This window comes from Chitinophaga filiformis, from assembly GCF_023100805.1.
Classification (GTDB): domain Bacteria; phylum Bacteroidota; class Bacteroidia; order Chitinophagales; family Chitinophagaceae; genus Chitinophaga; species Chitinophaga filiformis_B.
On the sequence record NZ_CP095855.1, the window covers coordinates 6749632 to 6768532 of the forward strand.

The following is an 18901-nucleotide window of genomic DNA, read 5'->3' on the forward strand; positions in this document are numbered from 1 at the left end:
TCCTGTCAGCGCTGTGATACTTTTGTTATACTTCTGCAATCGCTTTGGGATACCCTCTCTGTTTCTTTGTCCTGTTAAAAAAACAAAAATATGAAACAACGTAACCTGAAAGCCTTAGCGATACTGTCAACAGGCATATTATTAGCCTCCTGTAAAAAAGACGACAACGACAATGTATCGCAACCGAACACGATCACTATCGAAAACGTACTTGAAAGTAAGCCACTGGTAGAATCGGGGACGTTTAAAGGTACGGGCGCCGCTCCGCTTATTTTTCCCGGTGAATCAGTATCCTTTACATTCTCTGCTGCGAAAAACCAGCGGCTCACCTTTGCAACGATGTACGGTTGGAGTAATGACCTGTTTTTCGCCCCTGCAAACCCCGGCATTGAATTATACAACGCCGATGGCACACCCAAAACGGGGGATGTTTCCGCCCAGATCAAATTATGGGACAATGGCACCCGTGTTAACCAGGCGCCTGGCATGGCTGTTGTACACCCGGGAACAGCCGAGGCATCCGCTAAAAACGTCAAAGAGGTGGCAGGTACGGATGATTTTGGCCACAACTACCTGGCAGCGTCACAGTTGATGAAGGTATCATTGGCCTATAATGGTAATTCGACGTTTACCATTACCATCATGAACAATTCGGGAGGTACAGCTAATGAGACGCCTTTCAGCCCCGGTGTATGGGCCATATCTTACGTAGCCGGCGGGAACCTGCTCTTACCTGAGCCGATCTATTCATCGGATAAACCGACTGCCAATGGCCTTACCAATCTTTCTGAAGCAGGCGATAACTCCATACTAGGTACGTATCTGAGCGGGCAGACAGGCATTTTCACGCCACTCTCACCGGTTCTGGTGGTTGTATACAACGGTGCTGAAAACCCATTCTATAAAACGGGTGAAATGGACCGTGGAGAAGGCCTTAAAGACCTGGCCCAGAAAGGCGACGCTTCCGTACTGGCTGCAAGTCTGAAAAACAGGGCAGGCGTTAAAAGTGTATACGTATTGAAAGATCCGGCCAGTACCGTACTGCTGCCAAAGATCGGAGGTGCTGCCGGCGGTAAAGTTTCCCAGCTACTTAATGTGACAGCCGGAGACAGGATAGCGATTGCAACTATGTATGGTTTCTCTAATGACTGGTTCTTCGCTACGATGGGAAACGACGTAGACGCTACACAAAAAGGCGATATTTCCAGTGCCATCGGACTGTTTGATGATGGAACAGCCATTAACCAATTCCCGGGCGCTGGTATTACACAGTTCAACCTGGCAGGTACGCCACTGAACGAAAGCAAAGCAATAGCAGCTGTGCCTAACCCTAACATGTTTACAACGTTACCATCTCTGAACAATATCATTAAGGTAACGCTGCAATAAGCAGTGTTTGTGAGGAGCGTTGCTAAGGATTTACTCAATAAAACAAGCAATAGTATATGAAAAATGTGATCACCGCGCTGGGGATGCTGCTCTTCTTTGCCATTCATGCTTCAGCGCAAACGGTTGACGTCCGTAAGCAACAGTTTAATCTGGATCAGTCAAAACTGGCTATTGAAGGTTATGACCCTGTCGCCTATTTCACCAGCGCCAAGGCCATAGAGGGTAAAAAAGAGATCAGCACCGTATATGAGGGTGTTACCTACCGCTTTGCCACCGCGCAAAACAGGGAGGCTTTTAAGGCGTCTCCCGGCAAATATGAACCTCAGTATGGCGGATGGTGCGCTTATGCCATGGGAGCAAAAGGCGAAAAGGTCGAAGTTGACCCGGAAACCTTCAAGATCGTTAATGGCAAGCTATACCTGTTCTACAATAAGTATTTCAATAATACCCTTAAAAGCTGGAATAAAGACGAAGCCCATCTGAAAGGCAATGCAGACAAGAACTGGGAAAAATTTATCCATTAAGGTCCTTATTATTCACACAAAAAAATAAGTAATGAAAAACTTCTTATTAGTAGCCGTAATGATGGTTTTTACAGCATGGCAGGCAAACGCTCAACAACAGGAAGTGTTCTCTAAAGATGGTAAAGCCATCAATGGATATGACGCAGTTGCATTCTTCAAGGCAGCAAAGCCGGTGAAGGGCGCCGACAGTCTGTCTTATGTATACAAAGACGTTCGCTGGCTGTTCTCTTCGAGAGAAAATCTCGAAGCATTCAAAGGCAATCCCGAGCATTACGCTCCGCAGTACGGTGGTTACTGTGCGTATGGTACAGCAGCCGGTCATAAGGCCCCGACAGAAGTGGAAACATGGACAATAGTGAATGATAAGCTTTATTTCAACTATAACATGAAAGTAAAGGAATCGTGGGTGAAAGATCGGGCGGCATTGATCGAAAAGGCAGATCAGCAGTGGCCGACAGTCAAACAGCAGAAATAGCGCGCCTTTCGAATTAACAAACATCTGTTAACAAACTACAACGGTAAATTATGATTCCGAAATGGAAGAATATCGCCGGCTGGATATTCAGGATCCTTGCAGCCGTGATCATGCTACAGACCTTGTTCTTCAAGTTCACGGCTGCCCCTGAATCAGTATATATTTTTTCCAAGCTGGGCATGGAGCCATGGGGGCGGATCGGCATAGGCATATTGGAACTCATTGCATCCATCCTGTTGCTGATACCCTACACCGTTGCCTACGGCGCAGTATTGGGACTGGGTTTGATGAGTGGCGCCTTGTTTTTCCACCTCACCCGGCTCGGTATAGTAGTGCAGGATGATTCCGGCCAGCTATTTATTTATGCTTTAATGGTATTTATCAGTTGCCTGGTGGCAGCTATTATTTACAGCGCTCAAATACTTCGTTTATTTCCATTCACAAAAGACAAACTGTTATGATCGGACAGATAACACAACCGGTGTCAGACTTAATTTATCAGCTGAGAGCATTACTGGAAGGCCTTACAGATGAACAATATGTCACAAAGGTTCCCCTGTTGTCGCATGCTTCTATCGGTCAACACACCAGGCATATTATTGAATTCTTCCTGGAGCTTGACAGGGGATATGATACCGGTTGTGTTAACTACGACGCCAGGGAGCGGGATTACAGTATAGAAACGCAACGTGCCTGTGCACTGGAAAGGTTGCAGCACATTGCCTCCTTTATCCTGAAACCGGACAAGCCTTTGATATTGATGAGTGATTACAGTCAGGGCGATAAGGCGCCCCTGCGGGTACTAACCAACTATCAGCGGGAACTGGTGTATAACCTGGAGCACACTGTTCATCATATGGCCCTTTTGAGGATCGGCGCAACCATGATATCGACGGTTGATCTACCGGAGGGTTTCGGCGTAGCAGCATCCACCATCAAATACAGAAAAACATGTGCACAGTAACCTACATTCCGACGAGCAGGGGGATCTATCTCACTTCAAACAGGGATGAGCGCACGGACAGAAGCCAGGCCCTGCCGCCGGGGCAATATACCAGGAAAGGAACCGAGCTGATATACCCACAGGACCAGGATGCCGGTGGCAGCTGGATAGCGTTGAAAAGAAACGGTGATGCAGGTGTTTTATTGAATGGCGCTTTCAGCAAACACCAGCATTGTCCGCCATACCGGTTGAGCAGGGGATTGATCTTCCTGCAAATAATGGAAGAGCTCCTGCCATATCAGGGGTTCAATACAATTGACCTCAGCGACATCGCACCTTTTACGCTGGTGCTTTTCAGCGATGGTCAACTCCGGGAGTGCCGGTGGGATGGCACCTGCAAGCATACGCTTATTTTAGATGCTTCCAGGCCTCATATCTGGTCATCTGCCACATTGTACAACGGCGATGCTGCCAGGGAGAGAAAAAGCTGGTTCCTGCAATGGTTTTCATCCACTGATCCGGTAAATACCGCGAAGGTCATGGAATTCCATAAAAATGCGGGAAAAGGCGATCTGCACAATGGATTGATCATCAACAGGGATAATAAGATCCGCACCGTCAGCATTACTTCCATCTTCGCCGGTAACCGCAAATTACAAATGGACTATCTCGACTTACAGAACGGTACGCATAGTACAAATACAGTTATGCCTGCGTCACTGACAACAAAAGAAGGTTTTTTCAGGAATACATTATTGTACCTGAAGAAAATAAAGATAAGGATCACGAACTGGGAATACTGGCCTGCCTACATATTGTATGGACCACTTTATCCGTATTGGCTCTGGCTAAGCTTCAAGGCGCGTTCGCTGTACTTCTTCAGCACGGCGAATCCCGGTATCGAATATTCGGGCTTTGTGCAGGAGAAGAAAAGTGATATTTATAAGTTGATACCACAACAATACTACCCCCGGACCCTCCTATTTCAAGCGGGTGAGCCGCTTACAACATTGATAAATGCATTGAAAAGCGCAGGGATGCGCTTTCCGCTGATTGCCAAACCGGATGTCGGTCAGAAGGGCATGCAGGTCAAGTTGCTGCGATCCGAAGAGGAATTAAGCATTTACAGCAGCCGGAGTAAGGTCGACTTCCTGTTGCAGGAGTTTATAGATTACCGGCAGGAAGCGGGCATCTTTTACTACCGTATTCCGGGGCAGGAAAAGGGACATATTTCAGGAATAGTAGGGAAAGAGTACCTGACAGTAACCGGCGATGGCAAGTCAAGCATTGAAGCGCTGCTGATACAGGAAGATCGTTTTCTATTACAGCTATCAGCACTGAAAGACATGTATGGTAATTTTCTTGACACGGTGCTGCCTGAAGGATTACAACATATCCTGGTCCCTTATGGAAATCATAGCCGGGGGGCCAGGTTTACAGACCTCCATGATAAGATGACAACTGCGCTGACCTCAACGATAGACAGGGTATGCAGGGAGATACCCGGATTTTATTATGGCCGGTTGGACATCAAGTTCAACAGCTGGGAGGAAATGTGTGAAGACGGAAAATTCTGTATTATAGAGCTTAACGGCACAGGCAGCGAACCGACGCATATCTACGATCCTGCCAATTCCCTGTTCTATGCGTGGAGAGAGATCTGTAAACACTGGCGGCTGCTCTACCGGATCAGCCGGTTAAATGCAGAACAAAAAAATGCGCCGAAGATGAGGACCAGCGATGCCCTAAAGATGATAAAGGGCCATTACAGGCATTTGAAGCAGCTAAGCAAAGTATGAACAGAAATACCAAATTAATTTGCTGGGCCTTTTCTATCAGTTTTGCCGGTTCCCTGCCCTTAGGCACCTTAAACCTTAGCGTGGCCAATTATACATTACATCATGATCTGACAGGCGCAATAGGATTCTCTGCCGCCGCCATAGCAGTAGAAATAATCATCGTCCGGCTATCCCTGCTGGCCGTCAGCATACTTGCGGGAATAAAGCGTTTCTATACGTTGTTCAAATCACTTATCTGCCTCATATTAATAGCCATGGCTATTAATATGTTCATTACAAGCGGCGGCATATCAGGGGATGCGCACCCTGTCATCAGCCTGCATCCCGTGTTGGCAGGTTTGATATTAAGCGTTGTCAATCCCTTGCACCTGCCATTCTGGATGGGCTGGACGGCGGTATTGCGATCTAAGGGCATCCTGGAACAAAGCTCCTCCGCCTATAACAGGCTGATTGCTGGCATAGGCGCCGGTACCGCTCTTGCCTTCACCGCATATGGTACTATCGGCAGTTACCTGATTAGCCTGATAGGCCGGCAGCAGGAAAGACTGAACTTAATGATGGGTATTGGCTTTTTGCTTACGGCATTGGTACAAATATTTAAAATGTTGCCAGCATGGAAGAAAGGCGTTTACAGGGAAAACTCGGGGACTGATAGTATAGTGTAGGATTATTGCGGGTTACTGCGCAGAATACAAGTTTGGAAGTAATAGCGGGACCACCGGAACAGATAGTATTCGTAAAGAGGTGCGCCATATGTGGGGCTTGTCCTACAAGGGCGAGCTCTATAAGTATGATGGCGGCGAACTGATACCGATAGAACGTAAAGGCAATGCCTTTGTACTGTCCAAATACATGGAAGATATTAACAGGAGGAACAGGGCTATATTCTGGAACTCATTTGCATTTGGGGCGACAGGTGGAATCATTACCTATTCATATACACAGGTACACACAGCGACGGCAATGCCGGCTATTATACGTTTAGGTCCGGAGGCAACGGCATTGGATGTGGAGAGCGGGGATCTGGTGTTTTGATGAATATTTCTAAGGGGAGAGTTAAAGCTCCCCCTTAGAGACAAATAAGTAAGTTCTTCGATCCATAAAATCAATTTCTTTTACGAGCGCGATATCTATCCCAAATTTCCAATAAGATACCCCCGGTGATAGCCGTTAATACAATAAAGATATCCCAGTCTTTGCGAAAAATAGCAGATAAAATTATAAATGGGATAGCATATGTCAATGTTCCGAAAATGAAAGAAATTATATTTGACTTTTTATCGCTACTCATAAACAATGGTCAATGTTTTTAAGGCTGCAATGGAGGTAAAGATTGCAATTGTCTTTCTGCAATCATTAGCTTAATATATGGATCACCACTTTCTATACCAGCGATTTGCAGGGCTATCGGAATATTCGTTGTGTTCCAGTCAATAGCTTTTTTAACATAGTTCCAAAACGCCCCTCCGGCAGAACCAACAATAGCACCTCCCATCATTCCGACAAGGCCGCCTACAGCTGTACCTCCAACAGTTCCAACACCGGGAATTGCAACGGTTCCACCCGTAAAACCAACCCAGGCACCCTTCACTGCACCACCGCCAGCTCCGATAATATCGGAGAAAATCACGTCTTTCCAATCTATACCAGGACCACGCGCATTGTATCCATAGTAACTATTTGCTAAGCTCTCCCACTTACTCCTGTTCCGTTGCCAGTATCCGGCAGAATTGATACCAACGCGGATCATAGTGACTAATATAACTTTTTCCAATGTATCCGACAAATAGGGTAATGTAGAATTAATAATATTCTCACCCTGTGTATTAATTTTTAGCGTATCAACATTGCTTTCAATGGCCACTTGAAAATTATTGATGCTAGTAGCGAGACGAGTACTAAAGGCCTTCCTATAGACGTATTTCATATAATCCGAAACCCAATAACGATTGTGATCAAATAAAAAAACCTTAACGTCTAAACTGTCTTCAATAATTCCGGGACTAACTTTTGACAAGCTGTCCATGTTTAAATTCAGTTTTGTTTTCATAAACTGAATAGTGTATTGCGGTATAGGAGCAGCTAATGTTGGCGGTCCATTAGGGTTGGGTGGCTGCTGAATAATGCCAAACTCATTGAGACCTTCATTTATCCTACCATTATCAGACGCGATAAATTGCTCATAAACGAAATCAAGGCCCTCATCATGGTAATCTGCATATAAAGACATACCGGCATAAAACTCCATTTCAGTTTTTGGGTGTACATTGGATTGAGATTCTTTCGAACATGAGACAATTGAGGCCAATGTAGAAATGACGAGCATGCCATCTCGAAATACTTTTTTCATTTTCAGGAGATTTATTAAATAAATAACAGGACAACATTTTAACATTAGTCGAGTGTATATTCGTCCATGCATAAGCTTTGGGGATCCATTATTTCGTTGCTCTATACATTCCAAACTTAGGAGAAAACTTTCTTTATTTTCTGTATAAAAGGAAAATGAACAGAGATTGAACAGCCTCTATAAGAATGGTATTATCATTCCAATTCGGAAAGTAAAAAATCTATCATTACTGACTACATACAAACGGCTTCCTCTGTTTATAAGTGCGCAGAGGAAGCCGTTATTGTGTGGTTTAATTCAGGTGCATGCCCTATTTGCCGGCAATGACACTGATCTCGACATTCGCATTTTGCACAAGATCATTTACAGCTACGCAGGTCCTGGCAGGATATGGTGAGTGGAAATATTGTTTGTAAACACTATTGAACTCATCGAAATGATCCAAACTGCGCAGATACACGGTTACACTCATTACCTGCGAAAGAGAGCTACCAGCCTGTTGTAAGATAGCGTCAACATTCTTTAGCGCCTGGTGTACCTCTTCACTAAATCCAACGTGCTGATGGTCTTTAGCTCCGATACCAATTTGTCCGGACACAAATACCAGTCCCTTATGCATTGTATAGTTACTAAATGGCCTGGTTTGAGCACTTGTCGTTTGTCCATGTGTAGTTATCGCGAACAGCGATAATATACTGCTTATTGTTACTACTATAAATGTCTTCATTTTCTTATAATCCATATTTGCATAAAAGGGCAGTCATGGCTGCCATAGCACCGGCGCCCATCGCTACTTCCCTGGGATTTATCTTATCGTAGGTATCCAGCGCTGAATGGTGGATATAAAACAGCCTGCTATCATCGCAATCGAGGCTAAGCAACGCTTTTGCCATTCCCTTCATAGGCACCAGGTCAACGCCGCGTTGTTGTGATTGTATGTCACCAGCTTTATAAGGCGCTAATAACAAAGCCCAGGCTTTGAACTTAGCTGTTACTTCGGGTGACGTTTCCAGTCTGAATCCCCTGGGCGTAAAGCCCCCGGCGTCAGACTCTATAGCCGCCACGTGATATTCGTTGCGTGCCCTTGCCTGTTCTGCGTACTTCACGCCGCCGTGCGCCCCTGCTTCTTCGTTCATATAAAGGATCACTCTCAGTGTCCTGGCCGGTTTTAGTCCCCTTGCTTTAAATGCTCTCAGCACTTCCATAGCCTGCACAAGGCCCGTGCCGTCATCGCTGGCGCCTTGCCCTACATCCCAGGTATCAATATGCGCTCCAACAGTTACAAACTCCTCCGGATGGCTTGCTCCTTTCAGTTCTGCAATGACGTTATACGAAAGCACATCCGGCAATTGTACACAGTTCATGCGCAGGGAGACCCGCAGTACAGGGTCCTTCTTCAATGCCTCACTTAGTTTGTCAGCACTATTTGTACTTAAAGCCGCAGCAGGGATTTTCTTCACCGAGGAGTCGTAGCTCATTGCACCAGTATGAGGATAGTCGTCCTTTGCCAGGGTCAACGATCTGATCAGTGCCGCGGTCGCGCCTTTCTTCGATGCGGCAATAGCCCCCTGTGCCCGTTGATCGACCGCGGAGAGATAGGCCCTGAAGGTTTCCACTTCACGCGGGTCCATTGCCCTGTTGAAAAAAACAATTTTACCTTTTACCTGCTCTTCACTGAGTGAGGATAATTCGGCCCAGGACCTTACTTCTACTACCTGCGCTGTTAGTGTTCCACCAGTTCCTACCGATCCGCCTAAAGCAGATACATCCAATTTTACTGTTCTTCTGCCGGCAGTAAAAGAAGCCGATTCCTTTTCACCTCTCACCCAATGCGGCACCATGACCGGCTGGAGATAAATGCTATCCGGACGATACCGGGACATTGTTGCTTTTACCCAGTCAACAGCCAGCTTTGCCTGTTGTGAACCTGCTATCCTTGCGCCGATGTGATAACTCAGGTACCGCAGGTTCGCATCCATTTCTTCACTTTGCAATATTTCATCGTACAGTTTGCGGATCATTAGCGAATCATCCTGAGAAGGCTGCTGTACGGCAACCGGATCATCCTGAGCAGGTCTTTGTGCGACAGCTGATTCATCCCCAATAGACTGCTGTACGGCTGCCGGATCATCCTGAGTAGATTGCTGTGCTGCAGCTGATGGAACCATTAAAGCAGTAACTGCGGAGAGGATAAAGCAACATGTGTACTGTCTGAGAAAATTAAATAGCTTTTTCATACACTGATCATTGACCTGCACCACTTGTTGTATAATTAATAGGAAACCAGCGATAGCCTTGCGCTGTCTTGCTTATATGCCCTATACCGGGAAAAGATATATGGTCTGCAGCTATCCAGTACCTGCCCTTTGCTGCATCCTCATAGGCTTTCTTTCTTGACTGAGCAGCTGCTGCGGGATCAACATCATATACGATCGTGACAGCAGGATCTACAAACTGCACCGCGGCTGAATGCATGATATCTCCCCAGAACATTATTTTCTCGCCCTTACTTGTTACCTGGTAAAAGCTATGTCCCGGAGTGTGCCCCGGGCTGGCAACGGGAAGAATGCCGGGAAACAGCTCTTTCCCATACTCATATGTTTTTACTTTCCCAGCTTTAAGATATGGCAGCATTTTCAGTCGCGCCTGATCGTAGTATGGTTTCAACCTGGCGGGTGCCCGGGCATAGCGCTCATCGCTCAGCCAAAAATCAGCTTCCGTTCTGCTAACATAGATATCTGCATTTGGAAACACCATCTTATCGCCTGCCATTAGGCCACCGGTATGATCAGTGTGAATGTGCGTAACCAGGACTGCATCGATCTGCTCAGGTCTATAACCGGCACGGATCATGTTGGCGGGAAGATAACCAAGAGAGGGACCGTATAACTCGGCAGTACCTGCATCCACGAGGATGAGCTTACCATTTATTTTAAGCAGGTAAGCATTCACAGATGCTTCTACCACCGGCGACTGAAAGTTTTGTTCCGTGAGTCTTTTAACTTCTCCCGGTTGGGTATTGGTCAGCAACTTCTCCAGCTCCTGGGGGACGCTTCCATCGGAGAATGCGATGATCTCGATATCGCCCAGTTTCATGTGATAACTGCCAGGCTGAACAAATACCCTTGCTGTATCCTGTGCAACAGCAGATGATACATCGCTCAGCGCGAGGCCTATCACTACAAAAAGGGACAGCATTAATTTCGGGAGGAAATGACTAAAACGAAGTTTTATTTTTTTCATTGTTGAATATTTTCCGGATATATTTTTATCAGATCATTATCTTCCTGCAGGCCTGACCAGGAAGACTTTTAAAACGGGTACAAAGCTATGCCGGTAGTGCATTTTTGACAAGTACGTACTTCATTATAGCATAGGGTTAAAATTGTCTCTATGCTCTATCCGGGTATTATTTTTTAATTTTGCAGGCGTAATATGTTTGCAATGTTTGAGAGAAAGATTCCGAAGGATTTAGATTGCGGGATGGCCATGATCATGGAAATTATCGGGGGCAAGTGGAAGCCCTGCCTGATCCATAACATCTGGCATGGTCACAGACGGCCGAGTGAATTGCAGCGGTTGAACCCCAAAGCGAGCCGGAGAGTGCTTTACCAGCAGCTCCAGGAACTGGAGGAACATGGCATTATTGAGCGGGTGATATATCCTGTACTCCCTCCGAAAGTGGAGTATTTTTTAACTGAGTTAGGCAAGTCTTTATTGCCGGTCATCAGCGTGATGAATGAATGGGGAACACAGTACCTGGAGAACCCCGGCCAAAGGCCACTTTTAAAGAAGGAAGCATAAAGCATTGAATGAATATAGCGTACATGATGCGCGATCTATCAACGAGGCTTCTGGTTGGATGGAGCCGGATTATGCTTTTGGTTCCACCTGGTCAGCATATTCAGAATAGGTAACAGCTCAAGTCCTTTTTGTGTCAGCGAATACTCCACCCGGGGAGGCACTTCATTAAACGCTTCCCGCATAACGATCCCGTCTTCTTCCAGCTCCTTTAACTGCTCTGTAAGGACCTTCTTGCTGATAATACCCATCTTGGCGTGAATGATGCCAAAACGTACTTTCTTTTTACCGATAGTATATATAATGATCGGCTTCCATTTGGTACCTATTGTTGCCATGGTCCTTGTCATAGGACAATTATGGCAAATAAAAATGTCGTTGTTCATTCTGGTTACTTTAACGTTACCACTATCTGCTTTCCCCTGCTACACCACCACTGCCTCAATAGTAACTTTGCGTAACTAATATAATTATTATTTTGAAACGCAACGATTTTATGAAACAGCTGACACCTAAACTTTTGATTTTCTTATTGCTTTTTCAGTTCGCGACCATGCTGGCACAATCCCAACCGGCTCAGTCCGGGTACTACAGAACAATGGTGGGGCAGGTAGAAGTGATCGCATTGTCTGACGGTACGGTGCCCGTTGATGCACACATGTTGCTGGGCAATAGCGCAGATATAGACAGCCTGTTAAAAAGCGCCTACCTGAAACCTATGGTGGAGACTTCTATCAATGCTTATCTGATCAACAATGGCACACGGCATATTCTTGTTGATGCCGGCGCAGGAGAGCTATTTGGCGGCAAATACGGAGGACTACTCGTTCAAAGTCTTCGGCAGGTGGGATATCAGCCGGAACAGATCACAGACATTCTCATCACGCATGTTCACCTGGACCATACCGGTGGCCTGGTCATGGACAACAAACTGGTCTTTCCGAATGCTACTATACATGTAGACAAGCACGATATTGATTTCTGGATGCAGCACCTGCAGGCGAAAGCTGATGATACAAGAGGCATCCATGCCAACAGACCGGCATTTATGACCTTAAAAACATACCTGGATGCCGGAAAGGTCAGTCCTTTTACAGGCCCTACTCAACTATTTGAAGGGATCAGTACCATTGAAACTCCCGGGCACACAGCAGGGCATACCCTCTTTGTGCTGGAAAGCAAGGGAGAGAAAATGGTGTTCTGGGGGGACCTGGTCCATATAGCAGAAGTACAACTGACGCTGCCGGACAATCCTGACGAATATGATTTCGACAAGGACAAGGCTGCCCGGCAGCGCGTCAGCTTATACAGGGAAGCTGCTGTGCAACAATACCTGGTGGCAGCAGATCATATCTCGTTTCCTGGTATTGGACGATTACGGCCACAGGGAAACAGTTACCAGTGGGTACCCCTGCACTATAGTATCCCTCCCATCATCAGATAGGATAACAGGGTGATATGGCAGACAGCCGCTAATATCTTGGGTCTGGCTTGTTTACCAGCTGATATTCCTTTGGCGGTTCTTTATGCAGCAGATGGCGCACAAAATAATCCCAGCGGCGACGCATCATATAGGGACCATCTGCTGCAAAGCCATGCCTGGCCTGCGGAAATATGATCAGATCATAATCCTTGTTGGCTTTCGTTAAAGCATCTACCACCAGGAAAGTATTATAAGGCGGTACATTATCATCCATCATACCATGGGCCAGCAGCAGCTTTCCTTTCAGGTTACCGGCATAGAGGGCATTCGCCTGCCTGGCGTAGTCAGATTCGGAGGTAAGGCCGTTGTAACGCTCGCCCCAGTCATCTTCATAGCTACGATTTTCGTGGTTCCCTGATTCTGCAATGCCTACCTTGAAGAAGTCGGGATAGCGGAACATGGCAGCCGCTGTTGCGAAGCCACCTCCGGAGTGCCCCCAGATCCCAACACGGCTGGTATCGATATATGCGTAACGTGCCGCCAGCTGACGGATACCGGTGATCTGGTCGGGCAATGTGTTCTCTGCCATGTTGCCATAGTTCATATCATGGTAACTCTTGCTACGCAGGGGATTGCTGGTACCTTCCAGCACCATGACAACGAATCCCAGCTCGGCCAGTGCCTGGTGATCGACGCGGGCCGACAGGAATGACCAATCGCGCACACCACCTCCCTGTGGACCAGGGTATATATAGTCAATGACAGGATATTTCTTTTTGCTGTCCAGGTGTGTGGGTGTGAACAGCAAACCATAGATATCCGTTTTCCCGTCGTGAGCCTTCACTGAAAATGGCATTGGCGCTTTCCAGCCTATAGCTTTAAGGCGCGAGATATCAGTCTTCTCCAGGCTGACCAACGGTTTACCCTGCAGGTTGCGTAAGACCGTTACAGGGGGGATATCGGGCTGTGAATAGCGGTCAATAAAGTATTGACCATCCGGGGAGAATGCCAGCTTATGATTCCCCTGCTCGGGGGTAAGGTCAGCAAAGCCACTGCCATCGAAATTGATCTTACAGAAATGGCTGAAATAGGGATTGCGGGCGTCCAGGCCACAGGCGTTAAAGAAGATCACCCTGCCCTGTTCATCGACCTTTTCCACGCTGGTAACCAGCCATTTTCCTTTCGTGATCTGGTTCTTCAGCGCCCCGGTAGCGGCATTGTACAGGTACAGGTGTCCCCAGTCATCACGTTCGCTATACCAGATAATTTCATTTGACTTTTTCAGGTAATGCCAGTTAATGGCATCCTGGCCGGATTCGTATTGTGTGGCAACCTTCTCTTCAAAGACTTCGCGGACAGCGCCCGTAGTCGCATCAGCGATACGCAGTTTCTCTTCTTTGTGATTGCGGGAAGTGGATACGAATGCCAGTTCTGTATTATCGTCGCTCCAGTCAACATCGTCGAAGGTGCCGCTGGAGGAGATATCATCGCTGAGTGTACCACGATGCGGATCAGCAGGGACCTGTAAAGGGATCACCTTTGCCTGGCTGACGTCAATGATGACGCGATGGATCATAGCAATGGCAGCATCGCCGGCCAATGGATATTTCCAGGCCTTCAGCGTGGGCTTGCCTATGTTGGTTGTAACCAGGTACATGTCGCTTACATTACGCTGATCCTGTTTGAAGGTGGCTATCTTACGGGAATCGTGCGACCAGCGTAATACAGGCTTCTCGCTGCTGCGCCAGCCGGCATTGTCTGTAGCATAGCCAAAATCTTTAACACCGTCGGTCGTAAGCGCACGTTCAGGCCCATTGGGCAATTCACGCACCCATAAATTATGATCTTTTATAAATGCAGCCAGCCTGCCATCCGGAGAGATCACCTCATTCCGGCTGTCCCTTGCATTGGTCGTCACTGATCGTTGCCCTGCCTTCTGACATTGATAGGACTGCAAACTGCAGGTCCACTCCTCTCCTGCTATATCAAAAGCGATACCTTTATTACCGTCTGTAAAACGGAAGTAGTGAAAGGGCAAGGCATAGGACTTATAGCTTGTACCTGTAGCTTTAGATAAGGACGCGGCCAGCTTTTCCTGGTCAAAGGCGGCAGTGCGTGTAGCCTTTGCCGGATCGACCAGTATAAATTCGCTGCCGCGGGCGGTCAGCACCCGGTACCAGCAACGGCCATCTTCCAGCCATTCGGGAGCGATGGTATTATTATCTACCAATGGCTCGGTATTGTAGATTAAGCGGCTTTCTGCAAAGCGGTAGTCGCTAAGGGGAACGGCCTGCTGAGCGTTCAGTCTGCAGACTGCGGTAACACAGGAAACAGTTAAAAGTAATTTCTTCATAGTTAATTCCGGATGCATGAGCATATTCAATTCTGGCTTAAAGGTAAGATTGTCGGTCTGTACATTCTGGCCGTTGGTGTAGAAAATCTCAAGTTAAGGAACAAAGCTCAGTAAAAATAAACCCCTGATGATAAAGCGCCTATCCGAAGCCGAAAGGTATCAGTGGCGCTGTCCATCCGGCCTATTGGCTGATCGTCTTCTTCCAGTCATAATCTCCTTTCGCCGCATTATTGCGCCTGGCGAGATCTGCGAGCATGGCGTCTGTGGCATGCCTGCTAAGCCATCGTCCGTTGACAAATACGCCGGAGATATTCCTGGTATTTTTTACATCGCTGAGGGGATTAGCATCCAGCAAAATGAGGTCTGCGCGCTTGCCGGCTTCCACTGTACCCACTTCACCATCGATCCCGAGCCATTTAGCGGGTAGCCGGGTAGCGGCAGCCAGCGCCTCCTCCGGTGTCAATCCCGCTTCGGCTAAAAGCGCTATTTCATCGTGCAGGGAAAAGCCTGCAACGACGCCTGAGAGGCCGGAGTCTGTGCCGGCAACGATCGGTACGCCGGCTGCTTTGAAGGCTTTCACCAGGCGGACGTGGAAATCCACCATCTTCTGGAAATAGGCAACTCTTTCCGGAGAGGTATTACGGCTATAGTTATTGGCAGTGATCCATTTGCTCTGCAACAGCGGATGCACATACTGCAATGTGGAAGAAGCCCGCAGCTCGTCAAGCGAGCGTGCCTGACTCAGTATCCACTTCATGGTTGTTAATGTAGGGGATAACCAGGTATCATTGTCTTTTGCGAGTTGCGCGAACGTTTGTGCGTCCTGATCGCTGAAGTCAGTCGTTTGTTTTGAAAACTCTTCCGCATGGGCCACCATGCCGAAATAAGGTACGAAGGCTTCTTTCAGCCTCCCCCGGAAAGCATCGGGAATATGCCCGATGGTTTTTAATCCCTGTTGGTGCGCTTCGTCGACAATGGCCTTGTAGGTCTCTACATTAAGATGGGAATATACCTTAATGAACTCATACCCTTCGGCTTTTGCACTGCGAACGGCCTGGCGTCCATCAGCGGGGGTATTGACAATTCTTCCCGATGCATTGCCGCCGTCCAGGAGCGCTGCCAGTGCCATGCGTGGCCCGATGACAGTTCCCTTTGCGATCTCGTTCCGCTGAGCGAAGTGTTCTGCCCTGGAATTAAGTTCCAATACCGTCGTAACGCCATTCGCGATATAAGGCGTCATGACGTCCTGCGTATTAAAGAAGATGGTAGCGCCCTGCGTGGGGTACTTATGAAAAAGACTTATATCAGCAGGCACATGAACATGCATATCGATAAGACCGGGGATAAGCCATTTTCCCCTGCCATCAATCAATTTTGCACCGGCAGGCACAGGCCCGTTGAGCGATGTAATCCGCTCGTTCCTGATGATCACAGTAACATTTGTCAGTACGCTGTTTCCCGGAGTCATGGGGATAACATTTACATTCTTTATAGCGAAGGTCTGTTCCTCCTTCTGCTGCTGCAGCGAAGGCTGCGCAGGTGGGGAAGCTACTCTTGCGCAGCTGGCCCCGATCAGGCAAAAAGCGGCTAAGTAAAGGAAATAATAAAAACGGGAATGTCTCATTGGATTATTTTATTTCTGAGCTTCGGAAGGACGGCATAAGCAAGGCATTATGTCGTCTCTGTAAGCCGGGGTTATAAATATAGTCATATATTTCTTTTATGGTAATAAGGGGAAGGGCTCCTCTCAGGTTCCTGTAATGAGGAAACAGGCATGACAGCACCAGCAGGCATCTGCTATGTGTACAGGCAAAATAATTATGCTACTTTTGCGGGTAGTGAAAATATAAAAGCTGGTGATAGAACATCTTATAGCACATATCAGCAAGTTCTGTACAATTGATCCTGAAAAAATGAACATGCTGGAGTCTTTTTTTGAGCACAGGACTTATAGGAAAAAGGAGTTATTACTGAGTGAAGGGGACAGAGGTTATGAGAAATTCTTTATTGTCAAAGGATGCGTACATATATTCTATCTCAGGCAGAACGGGATCGAGCAAACAGTCGACTTTGCTATTGAGAACTGGTGGGCATCAGATTTCATGGCTTTCCAACATGGCTCCGCAGCGCAGTTCTCTATTCGTGCGGTAGAAAAGACGGAAGTGCTCAGCATTTCGGCAGAGCGCCAGCGGGAGCTGTTAAAAGAAATACCCGAGCTGAACGCCTATTTCCACCTGGTATTTCAGAAAGCCTATGCGGCCTCCCAGATGAGATTCCGGTTCCTTTACGAGTTTTCCAAAGAAGAATTATACCGCCATTTCACCCAGCATTTCCCTGATTTTATGCAGCGGGTTCCTCAGTACCTAATGGCTTCCTTCCTGGGTTTCACACCGGAATACCTCAGTGAGATCCGTAAGAAATACCTTTCTTAAACCAGTTTAAGTAAATAGCTATTTTTCCTGCGGAACTTGCAGCTATAAAAATAGCTGTTTATGATAAAGACAATTAAGCATCGTTTAGATGTATGGAAAGAAGAACCATTATACTGGGACCAGATTGCTGCGATGGACAAACGCCAGTATGCCTCTACAGTGCCAAGAGCATTAATAGAGCTCATTAAGGTCAGGGTATCACAAATTAACAAATGCGTATTTTGTATTGATTACCATACCGATGAGGCCTTAAAACAGGGAGAATCCCCCCGCAGGCTATTTGCCCTCTCTGCCTGGGAAGAAAGCACCTTCTTCGATGAACGTGAAAAAAGCGCGCTTAAATTTGCAGAAGAAATAACACATATTTCTGTTAATGGCGTTGCGGACGAAACATATGAAAAGCTCAAAGCTCACTTCAATACTAAGGAGATAGCAGATCTTATCGTCGTGGCGTGTCATATTAACTTCCTGAATCGCGTAGGCATTTCCACGAAAACAGTATCTGTTCTTTAAGGTATAGTGTTCCGTGCGAATGTTATTATCTGAAAAATTCAAGAGATATGATAACACAGATGCCTAAGGCTGTAGCCGGTATTAAAATACCTGACAGCACCATAACCCGTCAGGCTACAGAATTGTTACGGGAGCATGGAAGTGAGTTATTATACAATCATTCATTGCGCACGTTCCTGTTTGCTGCCTTAAATGGCGAGCAGAAAAAGATAGCTTATGATGCGGAGCTGTTGTATGTGAGCGCAGCCTTTCATGACCTGGGCCTTACCCCCCATTACAGCAGTCCGGATAAATGTTTTGAAGTAGATGGCGCCAATGCAGCCCGTGAATTCCTGCGGGGCCACGGGCTTCCGGCACAGACGCTTCAACTGGTATGGGACGCTATAGCGCTGCATACCGTACCCGGTGTTGCGCCTTATAAAGAGGCTGAAGTCGCATTATTGAACTACGGTGTAGCGCTGGATGTGGTAGGCAAGGGTTATGAGCAGTTATCCGAAGCAGTGCGTGAGGACATTATCAGACACTTTCCCCGCGGTGGATTCAAGGCGAAAGTCATTCCTGCTTTTTTCGATGGTTTCAAGCACAAACCGGAGACCACTTACGGCACTATCAATGTTGATATCTGTGCCTTCATGATGCCCAATTTCGAAAAAAAGAATTTCTGCGATGCAATTCTCCATTCGCCCTGGAGCGAGTGATCTGCTGCGGGTGAAGCCGGGCCAGACTGCAGCTAAGGTACTGCCTGGTCACTGCCTTATGCTGATGACTTGCAAGGTGAAGGCACGTTAACTCCAGTTGAAGCGCTGCCTGGTCACTGCCTTATGCTGATGGCCTGAAAGGTGAAGGCGTACCAAACTCCAGTTGAAGCGCTGCCTGGTCAGTGCCTTATGCTAATGGCC

General features: G+C 47.1%; 20 protein-coding genes. 13 read left to right on the top strand and 7 right to left on the bottom strand.

The features are described from left to right. The first annotated feature begins 90 nt into the window (after positions 1–90). From MYF79_RS26210 to MYF79_RS26245, 8 genes are all read left to right on the top strand, one after another. On the top strand, positions 91–1389 hold the full coding sequence (locus tag MYF79_RS26210; protein ID WP_247810847.1) for a spondin domain-containing protein: 1299 nt from the start codon (positions 91–93) through the stop codon (positions 1387–1389). Positions 1390–1445: 56 nt separating this feature from the next. Further along, on the top strand, positions 1446–1913 hold the full coding sequence (locus MYF79_RS26215; protein WP_247810848.1) for a YHS domain-containing (seleno)protein: 468 nt from the start codon (positions 1446–1448) through the stop codon (positions 1911–1913). 31 nt (positions 1914–1944) lie between these two features. Next, positions 1945–2388: a YHS domain-containing (seleno)protein gene (locus MYF79_RS26220; protein ID WP_247810849.1), complete on the top strand. Its 444-nt coding sequence runs from the start codon at positions 1945–1947 to the stop codon at positions 2386–2388. Between the two features lie 50 nt (positions 2389–2438). Continuing rightward, a complete protein-coding gene (locus tag MYF79_RS26225) occupies positions 2439–2849 on the top strand; it encodes a DoxX family protein (protein WP_247810850.1) in 411 nt (136 codons plus the stop codon). Further along, on the top strand, positions 2846–3352 hold the full coding sequence (locus MYF79_RS26230; RefSeq protein WP_247810851.1) for a DinB family protein: 507 nt from the start codon (positions 2846–2848) through the stop codon (positions 3350–3352). Before MYF79_RS26225 ends, MYF79_RS26230 begins: the two co-directional genes overlap by 4 nt. Beyond that, on the top strand, positions 3340–5130 hold the full coding sequence (locus MYF79_RS26235; protein ID WP_247810852.1) for an NRDE family protein: 1791 nt from the start codon (positions 3340–3342) through the stop codon (positions 5128–5130). Before MYF79_RS26230 ends, MYF79_RS26235 begins: the two co-directional genes overlap by 13 nt. Beyond that, on the top strand, positions 5127–5795 hold the full coding sequence (locus MYF79_RS26240) for a LysE family transporter (protein ID WP_247810853.1): 669 nt from the start codon (positions 5127–5129) through the stop codon (positions 5793–5795). The genes MYF79_RS26235 and MYF79_RS26240 overlap by 4 nt, the downstream gene beginning before the upstream one ends. 88 nt (positions 5796–5883) lie before the next feature. Then, positions 5884–6165, top strand: a complete 282-nt coding sequence (locus MYF79_RS26245) for a hypothetical protein (RefSeq protein WP_247810854.1) — start codon at positions 5884–5886, stop codon at positions 6163–6165. A gap of 274 nt (positions 6166–6439) precedes the next feature. Here the strand turns inward: MYF79_RS26245 and MYF79_RS26250 are convergent, their stop codons facing one another. The 4 genes from MYF79_RS26250 to MYF79_RS26265 all read right to left on the bottom strand — a co-directional run bounded on the left by MYF79_RS26250 (position 6440) and on the right by MYF79_RS26265 (position 10723). After that, positions 6440–7480: a hypothetical protein gene (locus MYF79_RS26250; protein ID WP_247810855.1), complete on the bottom strand. Its 1041-nt coding sequence runs from the start codon at positions 7478–7480 to the stop codon at positions 6440–6442. A gap of 310 nt (positions 7481–7790) precedes the next feature. Continuing rightward, on the bottom strand, positions 7791–8207 hold the full coding sequence (locus MYF79_RS26255) for a RidA family protein (RefSeq protein ID WP_247810856.1): 417 nt from the start codon (positions 8205–8207) through the stop codon (positions 7791–7793). Positions 8208–8211: 4 nt separating this feature from the next. Next, positions 8212–9717, bottom strand: coding sequence for a M20/M25/M40 family metallo-hydrolase (locus MYF79_RS26260; RefSeq protein WP_247810857.1), 1506 nt, complete (start codon positions 9715–9717; stop codon positions 8212–8214). 7 nt (positions 9718–9724) lie between these two features. Further along, positions 9725–10723 (bottom strand): MBL fold metallo-hydrolase, encoded by a 999-nt coding sequence (locus tag MYF79_RS26265; RefSeq protein ID WP_247810858.1) that lies wholly within the window; start codon positions 10721–10723, stop codon positions 9725–9727. A 201-nt stretch (positions 10724–10924) separates the two neighbouring features. Between MYF79_RS26265 and MYF79_RS26270 the strand changes: the two genes are divergently transcribed. After that, entirely contained in the window at positions 10925–11284 is a 360-nt protein-coding gene (locus MYF79_RS26270) for a winged helix-turn-helix transcriptional regulator (protein WP_247810859.1), read from the top strand. 38 nt (positions 11285–11322) lie between these two features. Here the strand turns inward: MYF79_RS26270 and MYF79_RS26275 are convergent, their stop codons facing one another. Then, a complete protein-coding gene (locus MYF79_RS26275) occupies positions 11323–11631 on the bottom strand; it encodes a winged helix-turn-helix transcriptional regulator (RefSeq protein ID WP_247810860.1) in 309 nt (102 codons plus the stop codon). Between the two features lie 146 nt (positions 11632–11777). On the opposite strand from MYF79_RS26275, the gene MYF79_RS26280 reads away from it, so the two are divergent. Beyond that, the gene (locus tag MYF79_RS26280; RefSeq protein WP_247810861.1) at positions 11778–12725 is read left to right on the top strand and encodes an MBL fold metallo-hydrolase; all 948 of its coding nucleotides are present in this window, start codon (positions 11778–11780) and stop codon (positions 12723–12725) included. A gap of 28 nt (positions 12726–12753) precedes the next feature. On the opposite strand, the gene MYF79_RS26285 is transcribed toward MYF79_RS26280, so the two are convergent. Both MYF79_RS26285 and MYF79_RS26290 read right to left on the bottom strand, forming a co-directional pair. After that, on the bottom strand, positions 12754–15057 hold the full coding sequence (locus MYF79_RS26285; protein WP_247810862.1) for a S9 family peptidase: 2304 nt from the start codon (positions 15055–15057) through the stop codon (positions 12754–12756). A gap of 181 nt (positions 15058–15238) precedes the next feature. Then, positions 15239–16681 (bottom strand): amidohydrolase family protein, encoded by a 1443-nt coding sequence (locus MYF79_RS26290; protein ID WP_247810863.1) that lies wholly within the window; start codon positions 16679–16681, stop codon positions 15239–15241. A 232-nt stretch (positions 16682–16913) separates the two neighbouring features. Here MYF79_RS26290 and MYF79_RS26295 point away from each other — a divergent pair, with 232 nt between their 5' ends. The 3 genes from MYF79_RS26295 to MYF79_RS26305 are packed head-to-tail and all read left to right on the top strand — an operon-like array spanning position 16914 to position 18700. Further along, entirely contained in the window at positions 16914–17489 is a 576-nt protein-coding gene (locus tag MYF79_RS26295; protein WP_247810864.1) for a Crp/Fnr family transcriptional regulator, read from the top strand. A 60-nt stretch (positions 17490–17549) separates the two neighbouring features. Beyond that, on the top strand, positions 17550–18002 hold the full coding sequence (locus MYF79_RS26300) for a carboxymuconolactone decarboxylase family protein (RefSeq protein ID WP_247810865.1): 453 nt from the start codon (positions 17550–17552) through the stop codon (positions 18000–18002). Positions 18003–18049: 47 nt separating this feature from the next. Next, positions 18050–18700, top strand: coding sequence for an HD domain-containing protein (locus MYF79_RS26305; protein WP_247810866.1), 651 nt, complete (start codon positions 18050–18052; stop codon positions 18698–18700). Positions 18701–18901: the final 201 nt, after the last annotated feature.